Raw genomic sequence first — 17,846 nt, 5'->3', positions numbered from 1 at the left:
AGTTATTCGGTCAGTAGATTGTGAAAGAAAAAGAAAGCTTTTGTTATGTGTCGATTTGTTCTGTAGATAGCGCAAATATAGTATTAATTATTAAAAGTTCAAAGAAAAATAAATAAATATTTTGTTTTGTAGCTTAAAAATTTTCCAGAAATCTTCTGTGTGAAGAATTACATAGGCAGTGCAGGAATATATGACACTTCTTACTGTTGTCAGAAAAAGAATTGAAGTGAGTAAAGAAAATACAAAAATGTAGATGGGAAAACAGTTAACTCATAAGTTATAGTCTAAGCGTAGTCGATTATCCTGATGATATTGCCGGACGAGTCATGGTACCTGACGGCTCGCCCGGTAAGGTAGTGCGACTAAAAATGGAACCTCACGCCGACCAAGGCGTTGAGCCTGACGAAGCCGTCGATTTCGTTATCATTGTAGTCGGATTTGCCGTAATTGCCCGACATGGAGTTGAGTTCGGCACCAATGCCGAAGTGGCGGGTGAACTTGTATTCGATGCCTCCGGAGAGATTGGATCCCAAGCCGTAGTGGCTGGCAGCCTCATCGTTGTAGTAAGCCAAACCGAGGCCGGCAGAGGCTTTCACCCGCCAATGGTCGCCCAAATCGTGGGCAAAGACAAACTCGGGGGCTATGTGCAGCTGAGTGATTTGTGCTGCGGGATACTCGGTCCAGTTGAAAGAACCGACGAGCCCGAAGCCCAGACCTTGGGCAAACACGCAGGTGTACTCGGTTTGCAACTCCTGTCCCTCTCGCCAACGGTAGTTTTTGTACGCCCGATAGTCGTAGACTTTGGAGACGATCCATGAGAGGCCGTAGTTGAACGAGATGGTGTGTTGCGCGGAACGTTGATGCCCGGTGGGGCTGTCGAGGTGGATGGTTTCTGCCTTGCTGCCGATCGGACTTGTGGCAATGGATAACGCCAAGGCTAAAAAGAGCTTTTTCATGTTTGTTGGATTTTAAAGTGGAAAGTGGGGGCAAAGCCACACGCCGGTAGTGCGTGTGGCTTTGCCATAAACTTACTGCCGGATAGTCTTCAGGCCCCGAGTAATTGTTTCACGATGGTAGAGATGGCTTTGCCGTCGGCCTTGCCCGCCAGCAGTTTGCCGGCCATGCCCATCACCTTGCCCATGTCCTTCATCGAGGTGGCTCCGGTCTGGGCGATGATGTCTTTCACGGCCTTTTCTATCTCCTCGGGTGAGAGCTGCTTGGGCAGATACTCTTCCATGACAGCCACTTGGGCCAGTTCCTCGTCGGCGAGGTCTTGCCGGCTGTTGTCAGTATAAGTCCGGGCGGTCTCGCGGCCCTGCTTGGCCAACTTCTGAATGATTTTCAATGCGGCCGCATCGTCGAGTTCGTCGTTGGCACCGGGAGCGGTCTTGGCCTCGATAAACACTTTCTTGATGTTGCGCAGCGTCTCCAAGCGCACTTTGTCACGGGCTTTCATGGCAGCCTTGATGTCTTCACTGATTTTGTCGAATAGTGTCATAGTTGTTTTCCTTTCTTATAGATTTTAAAAAAGGGCCGACTAAGTGAATAGCCGGCCCGTGGTTATTGATCATTCATAAACTGTCAAAGGAGTTGGTTCAGGCAAAGCTGATGGTTCCCTGAATGGGTTCGCCGGCCTCCTTGTCGCTCTCCTTGTTGCTGATGCCGGTAGCCTGACTGCGTATGTCGTCGAGCATCTGGCGCGTGCGCTTGTAGGTGGGCGTACTCTCCACGGCCATGATGACATCTTCGTTGTCGAGATCTTCGGGGCGGAAAAGGAAGATGTGGGGGCGGCGCTTATACTGGTTGTTTTTGCCGATGGAGCCATAGTAGCGTCCACGGCGCTCCTCGTTCTCGGCCCTGCGCTCCTCCTCTTGGGCTATGCGGTCGGCCTCTTCCTGCGTGTGCTTCTTCAAGTGGCCGTTCATGCCGTCCACATCTTCGATGCCGAAGCCCGTGGCAAGAATGGTCACTTTCACTTTTTTCTCCAGTTCGGGATCGATGGCTACGCCCCATTTGATTTCGAAGTTGCTGTCGAAACGCGCCATGAAGTCGTTCACGTCGTTCATCTCGTCCATCATCAGTCCGCTGTCACCGCTCTTGTCGCTGGCGTAAGCAATGCTGAGCAATATCTTCTTGGAGTTGTAAATGTCGTTGTCGTTGAGCAACGGCGAGTTGAGTGCATCGTCGATGGCCTGCTTCACGCGCCCCTCGCCCTCACCGTAGCCGGTGCTCATGATGGCCACACCGCCGTCTTTGAGCACGGTTTTTACATCGTTGAAGTCGAGGTTGATGAGTCCGTGGGTGGTGATAATCTCGGCAATGCTCTTGGCTGCCACGCTCAGTGTGTCGTCGGCCTTGGCAAAGGCGTTGAGCAGGGAGAGTTCAGGATAGATTTCGCGCAAGCGCTCATTGTTGATGACGAGCAGGGCATCTACGTGTTTCGACATCTCCTCCACGCCGTCGAGGGCCTGATCGATCTTCTTGTCGCCCTCGAAGCGGAAAGGAATCGTGACGATGCCCACGGTGAGGATGTCCAGCTCCTTGCTCACACGGGCTATCACGGGAGCGGCCCCCGTGCCTGTGCCGCCACCCATACCGGCCGTGATGAAAGCCATCTTGGTGCCGTCGTTGAGCATGTTCTTGATGTCGTCGATGGTCTCCTCGGCCGCCTGACGGGCACGTTCGGGTTTGTTGCCGGCACCGAGTCCCTCCTTGCCCAGTTGCAGATGCACGGGCACGGGAGAGTCGTTGAGTGCCTGATTGTCCGTGTTGCAAAGCACGAAACTCACGTCGTGGATGCCTTCACGATACATGTGGTTGACAGCGTTGCCGCCGCCTCCACCCACACCAATCACTTTGATGATGCTGTTCTCTTTCTCGGGTTCACCGAAATCTAATATGTCTGGCATGTTCTTATCTGTACTTTAAAGGATTAGTAATGTGCTGTCTGTCTCGTGTGTGTGGTCACTCCTCCTCCGACACCATCTGTTTGATGAACTTCTTCAAGCCGGTAGACATCTTGTGCAACGGGCTGTTCTCCTTGCGCTCCCGCTCTTTACGGGCGGCCTCTTCGGCAGCGGCTTTGCGTGCAGCCTCCTCCTCAGCCTCCCTCTTGCGGCGGGCCTCCTCTTCGGCTTTCTGCTTTTCGGCCGCCGTGAGCACCACGCCTGTGCCGCTGGTCTCGTTGGGAGTGCGCGGGGTGGTGTGCAGTGTGCCGGTTGTGGTTGTGGGGCGTGGCTCACCGGTGCCGAAAAGGTCGGCTTTGATTTCGCTGCCCGCACAGTTCATGTCGCCTTTGGCAAGCAGACTGAGCACGGTGTTCATCATCCCGTTGTGATCAGTAATCTTCGGGTCGTTGGAGTTGATGGTCTGTGTGACAAACTTGGCTATGCGTATCTTCTCAATATGTGTGTGGTTGCGCACGGCCCGTTCCAGATTGGGGATATTGGAACCGCCGCCGGTGAGTATGATGCCGCCCAAGAGTTTGTCGGCATACTCACTGGGCACCTGAAACCACGCGTTCTCGATGATTTCTTCCAACCGCCCCTCCACAATGTCGATGAATTTGCGGCTCTCCACCTGCCGGTCTTGATCGATGGGGTAGGTGAGGGTGCTGTCGATGTCGTTGTTATCGGTGAAAGCCTTGGCATATTTGAGTTTCATCTTCTCGGCATCGCGCTCTTCCATTTGCAGGGAGGCGATGTCCTTGGTGATGTTGTTGGAACCGAGTGGAATTACGGCCAGATGGCGGAGGATATTCTTGTGATAGACGGAGACGGTGGTGGTGTCGGCACCGATGTCTACAAGGGCACATCCCGACCGCTTCTCGGCCTCGGTGAGTACGCTGTCGGCCATGGCCAAGGGGGCGAGATACATCTCGGCAATGGCTATGCCGGCATTGTCGAAACACTTGTTGAGATTGCGGTAGAAAGTCTTGCGCCAGAGAATGTTGAGGAAATTGCCTTCCAGTCGTGAGCACTGTATGCCTACGGGGTCAAGCTGATACTGGTTGTCTATCTTGTATTCCTGCGTGGCCGCATCGAGGATTTCCTGGTCGGTGTAGCTCATGTTGCGGTTTCCGTCCATGAGGGCGTTGATCATGTCTTGGGTGACTACCGTCTCGTTAGGCAGTTCTTTGACAATGACATTTTTCACACTGCGGATAGACTGTCCGCCCACACCGACATACACGTGGACAATCTCCTGCTTGAGGATGGTCTTGAGCCTGTTGATGATGTTGGTGAGGCACTGGCCGGTCTTGTCGATGTTATATACTACACCTTTCCGAATGCATGACGTGGAATCTTCGGTGACGACGGCCAACACAGTGATGCTGCCATCGAGATTCTTCTGTCCCGCAATGCCGGTCATCTTGGATGAACCGAGTTCTATAGCTACGATAAATTCTTTTGGCATAGGTTTATGTGATTATCAATTCGTTTGTGATGATGTTGCCGGAGTGGGCGTGGTGTCGGCTGCATGTTTCTTGCAGATGATTTGGTTGTCAAACTCCAGACTGATGTATGAGTATTTGTTCCACCCGGCCTGCGAAAGACCGTATTTGTAGAACTTCTCCAGCCGCGCCATCTTTTTCTCCACGTAGGCTTTTATCTCTCCATCGCGTACCGACTGCCGGTTGCTTTCGGGCAGATGGCCTATGAAGATGATGTGGTTGCCCACACGGGGAATGAGTTCGATGCCCCGGTCGGGAAGCACATTGATCTGCTCTATCTGGTTTTTCCAGAGGTCTTTCTCCATGAGTGCCTTGCTCAGCACGGAGACATATTGGCGGGCAAAGGGGCGGTTGATGTAGCCCGTGGCAATGATGAGATCGCTGGTGTACTTGGTGCCGGGCATGATGCTGTTGTGGTCGTCGATGTAATAGTCGTCGCCGTTGATGCTTTTGATGCGCACAATGGGCATGCGCTGGGTGAGCGAGATGCACACCTGCCCGTCCTGCGTTTTGTAGCATTCGGCCGTCTTGACAAACGGGGTGGCTCTGAGCATTTCTTCGATCTTGCGCCCATTGACATAACGCATGGGCTTCTCCAGTGGATAGAGTTGTTGGGCCACAAGTCGGTTTTTAATCTCCTTTACGTTGAGAAAACCGTTTGTCATCTCGTCTTGGATGTTGATATTCACCTTGATGCACAAGGCGTTTGATTCATCCGGTTTGTTGAACGAGGTGAATGCCAGTACAAGATAGGCAGCCAGAACGGCATCAAGCACTACAATGGTCGTTTTCTTCCAGTTGATGTGCATTATTTGGATTCGAGCAGTTTGGCTATTTGCGGCACGTAGTTGTCAAGATCGCCGGCCCCGAGGACGAGCAGCACGTCAAAGTCGCGCGACTTCACGAGGTCGAGTACATCTTCCTTATGTATCATACTCTTTTCCACACCCGGCTTCAGGTTGTCGTAGATGAGCTTAGAGGTCACGCCTTCAATGGGTTTCTCCCGTGCCGGATAGATGTCGCAGAGTATCACTTCGTCGAGTAGGCTGAGGCTGTTGGCAAAGTCTTGATAGAAATCCCGTGTTCTTGTGTAAAGATGCGGTTGGAAAATGGCCGTAATCTTCCGATCCTTGTAGAGTTCGCGTATGCTTTTGGCACTCTGGTAGATTTCCTTCGGGTGGTGGGCATAGTCGGAGAGGAAGACATGGCGGTCGTTCTTGATTTTGAAGTCGAAGCGGCGGTCCACGCCCGCGTAGGTCTTCATGCCGTAGCGCAATTCCTCGGCCGTGCAGCCGTTGAGCTGAGCCATGGCCATGGCTGCCACGCCGTTTTCGATGTTGATGGGAACGGGTTGACCGAGCATGACATTCCTTACACATTCCACGGGAGAGATGAAGTCGAAGGTGATTTCACCATTCTCTATCTTAATGTTCTCGGCATGGAAGTCGCCTTCGTCGAGACTGTATTCGTAGACGCGTACCCCTTCCTGCACATGTTGCTGCATTTCGAGATTTTTGTGGAGGATGAGTGCACCGCCGGGTTGGATGAGTTCGGTGTAGTGGCGGAAACTCTCAAGATAGGCCTCCTTGGTACCATAGATGTCGAGGTGATCGGGGTCGGTGGAGGTAATGACGCTCATCCACGGGTGCAGCCAATGGAACGAGCGGTCGAATTCGTCGGCCTCGATGACCACGAAATCGCTCTTGTCGGACAAGATGTAGTTGGTGCCGTAGTTCTTGGAGATGCCTCCGAGAAAGGCATTGCAGTCTTGCTGGCTTTGGTGCATGATGTGAGCGCACATGGTCGATGTAGTAGTCTTGCCATGCGTTCCTGCCACACAGAGTCCTTTATGCGTGCGGGTCAGTGTGCCGAGCACTTGAGCGCGTTTCTCTATTTCGAATCCCCCTTCACGGAAGAAAGTCAACTCCTTGTGGTCTGCGGGAATGGCAGGTGTATAGACGACGAGGGTAGAAGCAGGCTTTTTGCAAGCATGGGGTATCTCATCGACACTCTCTTCATAATGTATGAGCATCCCTTCTTTCTCCAGGCGTCGGGTAAGCTCGGAAGGAGTCTTGTCGTAGCCGGCCACGACCATTCCTTTGTGGATGAAATAGCGCGCGATGGCACTCATGCCGATACCGCCGGCACCTATAAAATAAACCGCTTTGATGTCCTTTAATTCCATGACAAACTATCTTGTTGCAAGTTTGATGACTTCGTCGGCAATGATGTCGGCAGAGTCTTTCAATCCTAATTTTTTGATGTTTTCGCTGAGAGAAGCGAGTTTGGCATCGTCTTTGACGGTGGCCATGGCCAGTTGGATGAGTCTCCCCGGGGCCTCGGCATCTTTCACGTAAAGCGCAGCATCCTTATTCACCAGTGCCATGGCATTCTTCGTTTGGTGGTCTTCGGCCACGTTGGGGCTTGGAACGAGGATCACCGGTTTACCAATGATGCAAAATTCGGATATGGAACTGGCCCCGGCGCGGCTGATGACGAGATCAGCGGCCTTGTAGGCTGCTCCCATGTCGCTGATGAAATCCATGAATTTCAGGTTGGGACATGTCTTTTGTCCAAACTCCCGTTGAATTTCAGGATAATAGTATTTGCCCGTCTGCCAAATGAATTGTATGTCGGGATTCTGCCCGATCAGTTCAGTGTAGGCATTCTTCACACTATCGTTGATGGTGCGGGCTCCAAGGCTGCCGCCCACTAACAAGATGGTTTTTTTGTCGGGATCCAGTCCGAACCCTTTCCGGGCATCCTCTTTGCTGATGCTCGTCTCCAAGACGTTTTGCCGTACCGGGTTGCCTGTCATGATGATTTTGTCGGCCGGGAAGAACCGTTCCATTCCTTCGTAGGCCACACAAATCTTATCGGCCTTCTTGGCCAGCAACTTGTTGGTGACTCCGGCGTATGAGTTCTGTTCTTGGATGAGGCAGGGAATTCCTTTATCAGCGCATACGTTGAGCGTGGGACCGCTGGCGTAGCCTCCCACTCCGACGGCAGCCATGGGCTTGAAGTCGCGGATGATGGCCTTGGCCATGCGCTGGCTTTTCCAGATTTTGAACAGCACAGCGATGTTTTTAAGCAAGTGCTTGCGGTCGAATCCGCAGATGGGAAGTCCTTTGATCTCATATCCGGCAGCCGGCACGCGCTGCATTTCCATGCGTCCCTCAGCCCCTACGAAAAGAATGCGGGCATCGGGGCGCTTGGCCTTGACAGCATTGGCAATGGAGATGGCCGGGAAGATGTGGCCTCCCGTGCCGCCACCACTGATGATGATTCTCAATTCCTTATCCATAATAGCTTTTATTCTTTAGTTGCAAAAGTAATCATTTTTTTTATTATCAGCACTATTTGACGTATGAAATGTGCCCCTTTTTCCATATTAGGCAGTTCCAAGGATATTTCCGCCGGTAGCCTCTTGTGGGATGGCTTTCCGTTTGGCCGACCGGCTGATACTCAGAATCACGCCGATATAAACACAGTTGATGACCGTGGAGGTCCCACCTTTACTGATGAGCGGCAACGGCTGTCCGGTCACAGGGGCGAGACCTACGGCCACAAGCATGTTGAACAGGGCTTGTATGACAAGCATGATAGCCAGTCCCATGGCAAGGAATGCCGGGAAGTTATTTTCGCAGCGATTGGCTATTTTTCCCGTTCTGAACAGGAGGATGATGTAGAGCATAGCCACGAAGAAGGCTCCTTCGATGCCCATTTCTTCGATGATGATGGCATAGATGAAGTCGGAGAAGGCTTGTGACAGGAAATCGCGCTCAACGGAATTGCCCGGTCCTTTACCCACAACGTTGGAAGTGGCAATGGCTATATTGGCATGTGCTTTCTGGGCATCCTTGTCAAGATCGATGTCGCCGGGTTTGAGGTCTTTGTCGTTCATGAAGCCTTTCATGCGCGACTTCCATGTGTCGGCCCGGTGAAATATTTTACCTATCATGCCGACATTCTGCGCATTCTGCTCTTGTTTGCCCTTTCCGGCAAGTTCGGTGAGATTCCGGTTGGCATCGGGCTCGGGACGGTCGGTGCCCACCATCCATATCAGAGAGAGGAGGATGACCACACAAAGGGTTGCGATGCCGGCCAACCGGCCCAGTTGCTTGGTGGGCACTCTGCCTATCACCATCATACAAAAGATAGTGACGCAGAGCAGCATGGCGGTAGACAGGTTCTCGATGGCAATGAGGACCGTAAAGAGCCCGGCTACAGTGAGGATGAACTTCAGTGCTTTCTTGTCGGCTCCTTTATCTGTCTGCATGGCACTCAATATTTGTGCCGTGGCCAGCACTACGGTGCCTTTGGCTATCTCCGAGGGCTGAAACTGAATGCCCAATAGGCTTATCCAGCGTTGGGCCCCGTTGGTAGATTCACCGGCAAACCATACCCATATCAGGGTGATGAAAGAGATGACAAGCAGAATGGGGGTGATCACTTTGAAGTATTTACACTGAATGTTGAGTGTGACGAGCATCACGCCTATGCCCAAGAGTATCAAACCGGTATGCTTGATCATCGGAGCCCAGTAGGCTCCGCTCTTGTAGGTCATAGAGCTTGAGGCCGAATACACTTCTACAATGCTGATGATGCAGAGGAAGAAGAAGACCATCCAAATCACCTTGTCACCCTTGAATATATTGCCTAAAGTCTTGTTTATCATCTCTATTTGTTTTTTGTTTCTGTTCTTTGAGTCTAAGCATCTTGATGGCCCGTGTGTGACCTGTGGTGGGGGGGCATATCCAGCTATGGGGCCGGCGACAGCCGGGCCGGATTACAGATTTCTTACGAGTGTCTTAAACTGGTTGCCGCGGTCTTCCATATTCTTGAACAGGTCAAAGCTGGCACAGCATGGGCTCAGCAGCACCGTATCGCCCGGTCGGGCCATCTCGTAGCAGGCTGCCACACAATCTTTCATGGAGTGTGTGTCGCGCACCGGAATACCCAAGGCGTCAAAGTTGTCGTGCAGCTTCTTGTTGTCGGCCCCGAGGTATACAAGGCCAACGCACTTTTTCTTAACCAGTTCTTTGATTTGGTTGTAATCGTTGCCTTTGTCCTTACCGCCAAGAATGAGGATTGTCGGGTTCTTCATGCTCTCCAAAGCATACCAACAGGCATCTACATTGGTGGCTTTGGAATCGTTAATGTATTGCACTCCGCCCACTTTGCACACCTTTTCCAAACGGTGTTCCACCCCGGGGAAGTCGCCCAGACTCTTGCGGATCACCTCTTTCTTGATGCCTGCAATGTTAGTGGCGATACCGGCCGCCAGACTGTTGTAGATGTTATGCTTGCCTGTCAGGCTCAGTTCCTCTTGCTCCATATTGAACGGTGTGGGCTTTTCTATCTTGTACTCGCCCTCCTCAATGTAACCGATGGAACCCTTTTCTTTCAGTTCGGAGAACGGGCACTTCACGGCTTTGATGTCATATTTTTCCAACTCCCGTTTGATGATGGGATCGTCGTTCCAAAAGATGAAACTGTCGTCGGCTGTCTGGTTCTGCAAGATGCGCATCTTGGCATCCACATAGTTCTGCATGCAGTTGTCGTAACGATCCAAGTGGTCGGGGGTGATGTTGAGCAGGATGGCGATGTTGGCCCGGAAATCATACATGTTGTCGAGCTGAAAACTGCTCAACTCGATGATGTAGTATTCGTGCGGGTCTTCGGCCACCTGCAAGGCCAGACTCTTGCCGATGTTGCCGGCCAGTCCGGCATCGTAGCCTGCGGCCTTGAAGATATGGTAGATGAGCGATGTCGTCGTCGTCTTTCCGTTGCTCCCCGTGATGCACACCATCTTGGAGTGGGTGTAACGGGCGGCAAATTCTATTTCGCTGATGATATGGGTTCCTTGTTTGATGAGTTTTTCCACCATTGGGGCCTCCTTTGGGATGCCCGGACTCTTGATGACTTCATCGGCGTTGAGAATCTTTTCTTCCGTGTGGTGCCCTTCTTCCCACTCAATGTGGTGATCGTCCAACAGCTTCTTGTATTTGTCCTTTATCAGCGACATGTCGCTTACAAACACGTCAAACCCTTCTTTCTTGGCCAGGACTGCTGCGCCCGCACCGCTCTCTCCGGCACCTAATACTACGATTCTACTCATATCTTTCCTGTTTCTTTAAGTCTGTTAAACACTTGTTTTCTGATACGTTCCCGTCTTTCCTTCATCGGATTTTCAGCGTGATGATGGTGATGGCCGCAAGAATGATGGTCGTAATCCAAAAGCGGATGGTTATCTTCGACTCGTGAAATTGCCGGTGCGGCCACCCTCTCAGCAGATATTTGCTGGTGGCATCGAGCTGCGAGTCCAATTTGCGGAAGTTGTCGTGTATGGGCGTTGCGCGGAACACCCGCACGCGTTCTCCTTTCCGCTTGCGGTATTTGAAGTAGGTGGACTGGATGATGACGCTCAGGCTCTCTACGAAGAAAATACCGCAAAGGATGGGCAGCATCAGTTCCTTGTGAATGATGATGGCGCACACCCCGATGATACCGCCAATGGTGAGCGACCCGGTGTCGCCCATGAATATCTGGGCGGGGTAGGCATTGTACCACAAAAAGCCTATCATGGCTCCCACAAAGGCACAGATGAACACCACCAGTTCCTGCGAACCGGGTATATACATAATATTCAGATAGGCCGAATATTCGATGTGACTCGACACGTAGGCGAAGATGCCGAGGGCCACGCCGATGATGGCCGAGTTGCCGGCGCACATGCCGTCCATGCCGTCGTTGAGGTTGGCACCGTTGGAGACGGCCGTTACCACAACGATAGTCATGATAACGAAGAGCATCCAACCTGCTGCCGTCTTGTATTTTCCGCAAAACGACATGAGCTCCGAGTAGTCCAGATTGTGGTTTTTGACAAACGGAATCGTTGTCTTCAGCGACTTCGTCGACTCCGATTTATGGGTCACTACCACTTCTTGCCCCTGCCGTTGTATCTCTACATTCTCGTTGATGGTGGCGTCGGGACTGCTCCAGAGTGTCAGACCCACGATGAGACCGATGCTCACTTGTCCCACGATTTTGTATTTTCCTTTCAGTCCCTCCTTGTTTTTCCTGAATATCTTGATGTAGTCATCGAGAAATCCGAGAAATCCGAGCCACACGGTGGTGACAATCATCAGGATGAGATAGATGTTTCTCATGCGCCCCAGCAGTATCACCGGCACGAGGATGGACACGATGATGATGATGCCACCCATCGTGGGCACGCCTTTCTTCTGTGTGCCGAAGGGGTCGATGGAAGCATCACGTTGGGTCTCCGAAATGTTCCGGCGTTTCATGAATTTGATGAAACGCTCGCCGAACCATGCCGAAATGATGAGCGAAAGAATCAGTGTGAGCAACGACCTGAACGAGATATACTGCCAGAGGTGTGACCCGGGTATGTCGAACTGATCTAAAAATCTGAACAGATAATATAACATATTCTATGATTGAATGATGAATGTTGATTGTAAGTGGCCTTTAGTCCGTCGGCGTGCAGACTATGCCTGCCCGTCGGCTGACTTGTCAGTTGGCGAAGATTTCGCGCACCACCTCTTTGTCGTCGAAGTGGTGCTTCACGCCTTTTATCTCCTGATAGTCTTCGTGGCCCTTGCCGGCGATGAGCACCACATCACCCTTTTGTGCCATCATGCAGGCCGTGCGTATGGCTTCCTTGCGGTCTACGATGCTCACCACCTTTTTCATCTGTTGGGCGTTGAGGCCGGCCAGCATGTCGTTGATGATGTCTTGCGGTTCTTCAAACCGCGGGTTGTCACTTGTGATAATCACCTTGTCGCTCTGCTTCACGGCTTCCACGGCCATCAGCGGACGCTTGCCCTTGTCCCGGTTGCCGCCGGCCCCGCACACGGTGATCACCCGTCCCTTGCCGTTGAGCACCTCGTGGATGGCACTGAGCACGTTTTCCAGTGCGTCAGGGGTGTGGGCATAGTCGATGATAGCTGTCACGCCTTCAGCCGAGCGGATGGGCTCAAGCCTTCCGCTCACGCTCTTCAGCGTACTCATCACCACCAGCACGTCTTCCGGTTTCTTGCCCAACATGATTGCTGCACCATACACGGCCAGCAGATTGCTCACGTTAAACTTGCCGATGAACTGCACTCCCACTTCGTGGCCGTCCACTTCCAGATACATGCCCTCGAAGTGGCATTCGATGATGCGTGCCCGGAAGTCGGCCATCGTGCGGGTGGAGTAGGTCTTGATGGTAGCCTTGCAGTTCTGCACCATCACCATCCCGTTTTTGTCGTCTGCATTGGTGATGGCGAAAGCGTCCTTCGACAGACCGTCAAAGAAGGCCTTTTTGGCATTGCGGTAGTTTTCGAAAGTCTTGTGATAGTCCAGATGATCACGGGTGAGATTGGTGAACAGTCCGCCCGTGAATTTCAGCCCACCGATGCGCTTCTGCGCAATGGCATGCGATGAGCATTCCATAAAGACATATTCACAGCCCGCCTTGACCATGCGGTCCAGCAGTTCGTTGAGCTCTATGGGGTCGGGAGTGGTGTGGTCGGCAGGTATGGCTTCGTCTTCGATGTAGTTGCACACAGTTGATAGCAACCCCACCTTGTGTCCCATTTTGCGGAACATATTATATAATAAGGTGGCGACAGTGGTCTTTCCGTTGGTTCCTGTCACCCCCACCAGTTTCAGCTTGCTCGACGGGTCGCCGTGAAAGAGCGTGGCCACGGGGCCTACGGCATCTTCCGTCGATGCCACCTGCACGTAGGTCACCCCCTCAACCGTATTCTCGGGCATGTCCTCGCAGAGCACCGCTTTGGCCCCCAGTTCGATGGCCTTGGAAATAAAGCGGTGGCCGTCTACCTGTGTCCCCTTCATGGCCACGAACAGTTGGCCCGGTCCTATTTTGCGCGAGTCGATGTTTATGCCGGTGATTTCCACTTCGGCATCGCCGACAATGGCCGTCGGCTTGATATTCTTCAGCAGTTTGCTCAGTTCCATATATTTCCTTTCTTTATTGTTCTTTTCTTGGCCGTCATCCCATTGTGAGGGTACACACTTCGCCTTTTTTGATCTGATGTCCCGGTTCCAGACTCTGTTTTACCACTTTTCCGCGGCCGGTGATTTTCACCCTCACGCCCCGGCTCTCGATGAGAAACACCGCGTCGCGCGCCCCCATGCCCGTCACGTCGGGCATCATGGAGTGGCCGTATGTCTTCTGCCGTATGAGTTCCATCTTGTGAGCGCCTTTCCGCTCGGCCCGTCCCCAAATGGGGTTGCCGTTGGCATAACTCCCGTTCCAGTCGGCAATGGTGTTGAAACCGAGTTGCGAGAGCACGTAGTCGGCTGCAAGGATGTTGCCATTCTTCACGTCGGGGAGGAATACCGAACTCGCGTCGCGTGCATCCTTGACATCCAACTTCAGATTTTGTGCCATGATGCCCTCGGCTATGTGGTGGAACACCACGCCACTCATGCCGCCGCCCGATGCCGGAAGCCCCGATTTCTGTATGCAGACGATGCAGCTGTAGCGCGGGTCGTCGGCAGGGAAGAAGCCCGCGAAGCTCAGCAGATAGTTGGTGACCCCTATTTTATAACCGCCCACACCCTGCGAAATCTGTGCCGTTCCCGTCTTTCCGGCCACCTTAAAGGAGGTCGAACCGGCCTTCTTGCCCAGTCCCTGGCTCACGACATGTTCCAGGATGGTCTGCATGGTCTTGATGGTCGACTCTTTGGCAATCTGTTCCCGCATCACTTCCGGTGGAAACTCCATGATGGTCTCCCCGTTTTTGACCACCCTCTGCACGAAGCGAGGGCGCATCATCTTGCCGTTGTTGGCGATGGTGTTATAGAAAGTCAGTGTCGAGATGGGCGGTATCTGCGTCTCGTAGCCTATGCTCATCCACGGCAGGGCCGTGTGGCTCCAGTTGTCGTATTGGCCATGTGAGTTCTTGTGCGGCATTCTGATCCGTGCCGGCGTGGCCCCCACGAGCGGTATGCGCAGATTGTCGGCCAATCCGGTGCGGTAGATGCCGCGCACGTATTTCTCCGGATTGTTGCGGTAGTGGTCGTCGATGATGCGGCTCACGCCGATGTTGGAGCTCACCTCCAGCGAACGTGGCAGCGAGATGCGTCCGTAGCCGCCGCGCCTCCAGTTATGGTCTTTCATGTCGCGGCCATACATCGGCCACACACCGCCGGCCGTCTCCACCATGTAGGTGGTGTCCACCACACCGTCGTCGAGGGCCACCAGTATGCTGGCTGTCTTGAATACGGAACCCGGTTCGAGCAGGTCGCTGACGGCATGGTTGTGGATTTCGCGGTATTCGCCGTCGAAACACTTCTCCATGTTCACGATGGCCTTGATGTCGCCCGTCTTCACCTCCATGACGATGGCCACACCCACGTTGCCGTTGATTTCCTTCAACTCGTCTATCACGGCCCGTTCGGCCAAGTCTTGCATACCCACGTCGATGGTCGTCACGATGTCGGCACCGTCGATGGGGGGCGTGTCGGTGATGTCAAGAAACTTGTTGCGCACCTTGCGCCGATGCACGATGCCGTTCTTTCCGCGCAGGATGGAGTCGTAGGAGAGTTCGAGACCGAAGCGGGCCGTGTCTTTGGCTCCGAACATGGCCCCGATGGTGCGGCCCGCGAGCGACCCGTACGACCGCTTGCGGGCATTGTTCTCCTCCCAGTGGAATCCGCTCTGGTAGGCCGTGAGGTTGAACACGGGCAACTGCTTCACCTCCGTGAACGTGTTGTAGTCGATGCGCCGGCTCCAGATGGCCCAGTGCCGGCTCTGCTTCTTGCGTCCCTCTTCCAGTTGCTGCTTGAAGTCTTTGGCTGTTTTTTCGGGGAATATCTGGCTCAGTCCGTGGCATATCGAGTCTTCCTTGGCGTCCCAGAGCGAGTCGTTTCCAGCCTCTCTGAGAGCCTTGAAGTCCATGTAAATTCTGAATTCCGGCAGTGAACTGGCCATGAGTTGGCCGTCGCAACTAAGGATGTTGCCCCGGTTGGGCTTCACGCTCACCGAGTCTTTCTTCACCCTGTCGGCCACTGCCATCCAGAAGCTGCGCTTGGCCGTCATGGTGTAGACCGTCTTTCCCAGGACAGCCAGGGCTATCAGCACCATCACGAGAGAGATGGCGATGTAGCGGGGCATCACTTTGTTGGTGTCAAATTTGCTCATGTCCTGTTATTCTTCCGGCACGTTAATAATGTAAGGTGGCTGGTCGGCGATGTGTATCACACTGTCTTTGTTGTTTTTCAACAGTTCCAGCACCCGGCTCTCCCGGCTTTTTTCCGTTATTTGACTGCTGCTCGAGAGTGCCTTGTATTTGGCATCCTGCAATTCGTCTTGCAGGTGGTCTATCTCTATCAGGTCTTTCTGTATGTTGTATCTGTTGGAGATGTAGGCGATGATAAAGGCCACGACGAGCAGCACCAGCCATATCTGTCTTCTGATGACCTGTGCCGAGAGAATGTCACCACCGAGGATTTTCCTCAGTGTGAACGTCTTCGATAGCGGTGCCTCGTCTTCGGTGGCCTGCTTGGCTATGACCTGTTTCAGCGTTTCGTCGGCCGCTTGTTCCGGCATCTCGTCTTCTTTCATTTCTTTTCTGCAATTCTTAGTTTGGCGCTCCTGCTTCTCGGGTTGCGCTGTTGTTCGTCGTCTTCGGGCACAATCACTTTGTTGTTGACCGGTCTGAATGGTGTCTCTATTCGTCCGAAGAAGTCTTGTGCCACTTTTCCTTCTGGGTTGCCGGCCTTCATCACGTTCTTCACGATGCGGTCTTCGAGCGAATGATAGGTTATCACCGACAGCCGTCCTCCCGGTTTGAGCAGTTCCGTGGCCGCCAGCAGCATTTCTTTGAGTGCCGTCATTTCGTTGTTCACCTCTATGCGCAAGGCCTGAAACAACTTGGCCATGTCTTTCTTCTCCCGTTCGCGGCGGAAGAGCGGTTCCACGGCCTGCACAAAGTCTTGGGTTGTCTCTATGCGTCCCTGTGCTCTGGCTTTGACAAGTGCTGCGGCTATGCGGCGTGAGTTTTTTAGTTCGCCGTAGAGGTAGAACACATCGGCCAATCTGTTTTCGTCATATTCGTTCACGATGTCGGCAGCTGTCCGTCCTCCCCGTTTGTTCATGCGCATGTCGAGCGGAGCGTCGAAGCGGAACGAAAATCCCCTTGTCTCGTCATCGAAATGGTGGCTTGAGACCCCCAGGTCGGCCAATAGTCCGTCAATGTGGTCTACTCCGTAGTAGCGCATCCAGTTTTTCAAATAACGGAAGTTGCTGCGGACGAAGGTGAAGGGCTGGGGTGATAGGTGTTGGGTGTTAGGTGTTAATGAAATGTCGTGTTGTTCTTCCTCGTCTCCTTCTTCTGGCGATAGATGATAGGTGTTGGGACCTGATGAAATGTCGTGTTGTTCTTCCTCGTCTCCTTCTTCTGGCGATAGATGATAGGTGTTGGGACCTGATGAAGTGCCGGGTCGTTCTTCCTTTTCTCCTTTAGGCTTTTCATTATCACCTAACACCCACCACCTATCACCTATCACATTCCCCTCCGCATCAGCATCTTGGTCGAAACTGTAGAGGTGTGCCCCGCCCGTCAGGCGTGACAGAATCTCACGGGAATGCCCGCCACCCCCGAAAGTGACATCCACGTAGATGCCTCCGGGGCGGATGTTCAGTCCGTCCACACTCTCTTTGAGGAGAACGGGCACATGATATGTTTCTGCGGTCTTAATCACGTTCTGCCTGTTGATAGTCGTTGTTCATGATTTCTTCCAGAGCACTGCTGAACTCCTCCGGCTCCATGAAAGGTTCCGAACGGTCGTTGCTCCAAATCTCGATGGTGTTGTCTACACCCACAAACTTGATGTTCTGGTCGATGTTCGCCATTTTCATGTAGCGTTTGGGGATGAGAAAGCGCCCGTTGCCGTCGAGGGAGAGGATTTCCACATCCGACACAAACATGCGGAATATCTGCTGTTCGCGCTTGTTCCAGCGCGACAGCTTGTTGCGCAACTCGTCCATCTGCACGTTCCACACCGATTCCGGATAGAGCACCAGACAGGTCTGAAACACGTCTTTTCTCATCACAAGCCGCTCCTCGCCCGATGCTTGCAGCACCTTGCGGAACACGGCCGGCAAAAAGGCGCGCCCTTTGGCATCGGTCTTGGCTTCGATGTTTCCCAGAAATCTCATACGTACATCTTATATAGAGAATTTGGGGTCAAAGTTACATAAAATTCCCCATAATCCTCCACTTTCCCCCACAAATTTTATAAAACTTCCGTAAAAAGGCATCCTTTTGCCTCATTCGTCTTGGTTGGGGGGCGTGGGCCGTTGTGCGAAGTTGTCGGTTTTGTCGCGTCAATGGTATGTTTTTTATGCCGG

15 protein-coding genes are annotated in these 17,846 nt (G+C 52.9%); all 15 read right to left on the bottom strand.

Features of this window, described 5'->3' with window-relative positions; genetic code table 11:
• Positions 1-362: 362 nt before the first annotated feature.
• Positions 363-956 carry a porin family protein gene (locus HMPREF6485_RS01860; RefSeq protein ID WP_004344274.1) on the bottom strand — a complete coding sequence of 198 codons (594 nt, stop codon included), beginning with the start codon at positions 954-956 and terminating at the stop codon, positions 363-365.
• A gap of 89 nt (positions 957-1,045) precedes the next feature.
• Positions 1,046-1,498: a GatB/YqeY domain-containing protein gene (locus HMPREF6485_RS01855; RefSeq protein ID WP_004344273.1), complete on the bottom strand. Its 453-nt coding sequence runs from the start codon at positions 1,496-1,498 to the stop codon at positions 1,046-1,048.
• 97 nt (positions 1,499-1,595) lie between these two features.
• Positions 1,596-2,909: a cell division protein FtsZ gene (gene ftsZ / locus HMPREF6485_RS01850; protein ID WP_004341570.1), complete on the bottom strand. Its 1,314-nt coding sequence runs from the start codon at positions 2,907-2,909 to the stop codon at positions 1,596-1,598.
• Between the two features lie 55 nt (positions 2,910-2,964).
• Positions 2,965-4,416 carry a cell division protein FtsA gene (ftsA, locus tag HMPREF6485_RS01845; protein WP_004341569.1) on the bottom strand — a complete coding sequence of 484 codons (1,452 nt, stop codon included), beginning with the start codon at positions 4,414-4,416 and terminating at the stop codon, positions 2,965-2,967.
• Between the two features lie 15 nt (positions 4,417-4,431).
• The gene (locus tag HMPREF6485_RS01840) at positions 4,432-5,262 is read right to left on the bottom strand and encodes a hypothetical protein (RefSeq protein ID WP_004344272.1); all 831 of its coding nucleotides are present in this window, start codon (positions 5,260-5,262) and stop codon (positions 4,432-4,434) included.
• Positions 5,262-6,638, bottom strand: a complete 1,377-nt coding sequence (gene murC, locus HMPREF6485_RS01835) for a UDP-N-acetylmuramate--L-alanine ligase (RefSeq protein ID WP_004344271.1) — start codon at positions 6,636-6,638, stop codon at positions 5,262-5,264. Before murC ends, HMPREF6485_RS01840 begins: the two co-directional genes overlap by 1 nt.
• Positions 6,639-6,644: 6 nt before the next feature.
• Positions 6,645-7,757: an undecaprenyldiphospho-muramoylpentapeptide beta-N-acetylglucosaminyltransferase gene (gene murG, locus HMPREF6485_RS01830; RefSeq protein ID WP_004344270.1), complete on the bottom strand. Its 1,113-nt coding sequence runs from the start codon at positions 7,755-7,757 to the stop codon at positions 6,645-6,647.
• An 87-nt stretch (positions 7,758-7,844) separates the two neighbouring features.
• Positions 7,845-9,131 carry an FtsW/RodA/SpoVE family cell cycle protein gene (locus HMPREF6485_RS01825; protein ID WP_004344269.1) on the bottom strand — a complete coding sequence of 429 codons (1,287 nt, stop codon included), beginning with the start codon at positions 9,129-9,131 and terminating at the stop codon, positions 7,845-7,847.
• A 111-nt stretch (positions 9,132-9,242) separates the two neighbouring features.
• Positions 9,243-10,574: a UDP-N-acetylmuramoyl-L-alanine--D-glutamate ligase gene (gene murD, locus HMPREF6485_RS01820; RefSeq protein ID WP_004344268.1), complete on the bottom strand. Its 1,332-nt coding sequence runs from the start codon at positions 10,572-10,574 to the stop codon at positions 9,243-9,245.
• A 61-nt stretch (positions 10,575-10,635) separates the two neighbouring features.
• The gene (mraY, locus tag HMPREF6485_RS01815) at positions 10,636-11,907 is read right to left on the bottom strand and encodes a phospho-N-acetylmuramoyl-pentapeptide-transferase (RefSeq protein WP_004341560.1); all 1,272 of its coding nucleotides are present in this window, start codon (positions 11,905-11,907) and stop codon (positions 10,636-10,638) included.
• A gap of 85 nt (positions 11,908-11,992) precedes the next feature.
• A complete protein-coding gene (locus HMPREF6485_RS01810; RefSeq protein ID WP_004344267.1) occupies positions 11,993-13,444 on the bottom strand; it encodes a UDP-N-acetylmuramoyl-L-alanyl-D-glutamate--2,6-diaminopimelate ligase in 1,452 nt (483 codons plus the stop codon).
• Between the two features lie 34 nt (positions 13,445-13,478).
• A complete protein-coding gene (locus HMPREF6485_RS01805; protein ID WP_004341556.1) occupies positions 13,479-15,635 on the bottom strand; it encodes a penicillin-binding protein in 2,157 nt (718 codons plus the stop codon).
• A 6-nt stretch (positions 15,636-15,641) separates the two neighbouring features.
• The gene (locus HMPREF6485_RS01800; RefSeq protein WP_004341554.1) at positions 15,642-16,058 is read right to left on the bottom strand and encodes an FtsL-like putative cell division protein; all 417 of its coding nucleotides are present in this window, start codon (positions 16,056-16,058) and stop codon (positions 15,642-15,644) included.
• A complete protein-coding gene (gene rsmH, locus HMPREF6485_RS01795; protein ID WP_004344266.1) occupies positions 16,055-17,197 on the bottom strand; it encodes a 16S rRNA (cytosine(1402)-N(4))-methyltransferase RsmH in 1,143 nt (380 codons plus the stop codon). The genes HMPREF6485_RS01800 and rsmH overlap by 4 nt, the downstream gene beginning before the upstream one ends.
• A complete protein-coding gene (gene mraZ, locus HMPREF6485_RS01790; RefSeq protein ID WP_004341550.1) occupies positions 17,190-17,654 on the bottom strand; it encodes a division/cell wall cluster transcriptional repressor MraZ in 465 nt (154 codons plus the stop codon). The genes rsmH and mraZ overlap by 8 nt, the downstream gene beginning before the upstream one ends.
• Positions 17,655-17,846 lie beyond the last annotated feature (192 nt).

The sequence above is a fragment of the Segatella buccae ATCC 33574 genome (genome assembly GCF_000184945.1).
Lineage (GTDB): Bacteria > Bacteroidota > Bacteroidia > Bacteroidales > Bacteroidaceae > Prevotella > Prevotella buccae.
The sequence above is the reverse complement of the archived record's forward strand: the minus strand, read 5'-3'. Positions and strand labels throughout refer to the sequence as shown.

Bases quoted from the DNA above. Each gene is read 5' to 3' on its own strand.
- ftsZ (WP_004341570.1), bottom strand. From the start codon at position 2,909: ATGCCAGACATATTAGATTTCGGTGAACCCGAGAAAGAGAACAGCATC.
- HMPREF6485_RS01800 (WP_004341554.1), bottom strand. From the start codon at position 16,058: ATGAAAGAAGACGAGATGCCGGAACAAGCGGCCGACGAAACGCTGAAA.
- murC (WP_004344271.1), bottom strand. From the start codon at position 6,638: ATGGAATTAAAGGACATCAAAGCGGTTTATTTTATAGGTGCCGGCGGT.
- ftsA (WP_004341569.1), bottom strand. From the start codon at position 4,416: ATGCCAAAAGAATTTATCGTAGCTATAGAACTCGGTTCATCCAAGATG.
- murG (WP_004344270.1), bottom strand. From the start codon at position 7,757: ATGGATAAGGAATTGAGAATCATCATCAGTGGTGGCGGCACGGGAGGC.
- HMPREF6485_RS01855 (WP_004344273.1), bottom strand. From the start codon at position 1,498: ATGACACTATTCGACAAAATCAGTGAAGACATCAAGGCTGCCATGAAA.
- HMPREF6485_RS01805 (WP_004341556.1), bottom strand. From the start codon at position 15,635: ATGAGCAAATTTGACACCAACAAAGTGATGCCCCGCTACATCGCCATC.
- murD (WP_004344268.1), bottom strand. From the start codon at position 10,574: ATGAGTAGAATCGTAGTATTAGGTGCCGGAGAGAGCGGTGCGGGCGCA.
- HMPREF6485_RS01810 (WP_004344267.1), bottom strand. From the start codon at position 13,444: ATGGAACTGAGCAAACTGCTGAAGAATATCAAGCCGACGGCCATTGTC.
- mraY (WP_004341560.1), bottom strand. From the start codon at position 11,907: ATGTTATATTATCTGTTCAGATTTTTAGATCAGTTCGACATACCCGGG.
- HMPREF6485_RS01840 (WP_004344272.1), bottom strand. From the start codon at position 5,262: ATGCACATCAACTGGAAGAAAACGACCATTGTAGTGCTTGATGCCGTT.
- HMPREF6485_RS01825 (WP_004344269.1), bottom strand. From the start codon at position 9,131: ATGATAAACAAGACTTTAGGCAATATATTCAAGGGTGACAAGGTGATT.
- HMPREF6485_RS01860 (WP_004344274.1), bottom strand. From the start codon at position 956: ATGAAAAAGCTCTTTTTAGCCTTGGCGTTATCCATTGCCACAAGTCCG.
- mraZ (WP_004341550.1), bottom strand. From the start codon at position 17,654: ATGAGATTTCTGGGAAACATCGAAGCCAAGACCGATGCCAAAGGGCGC.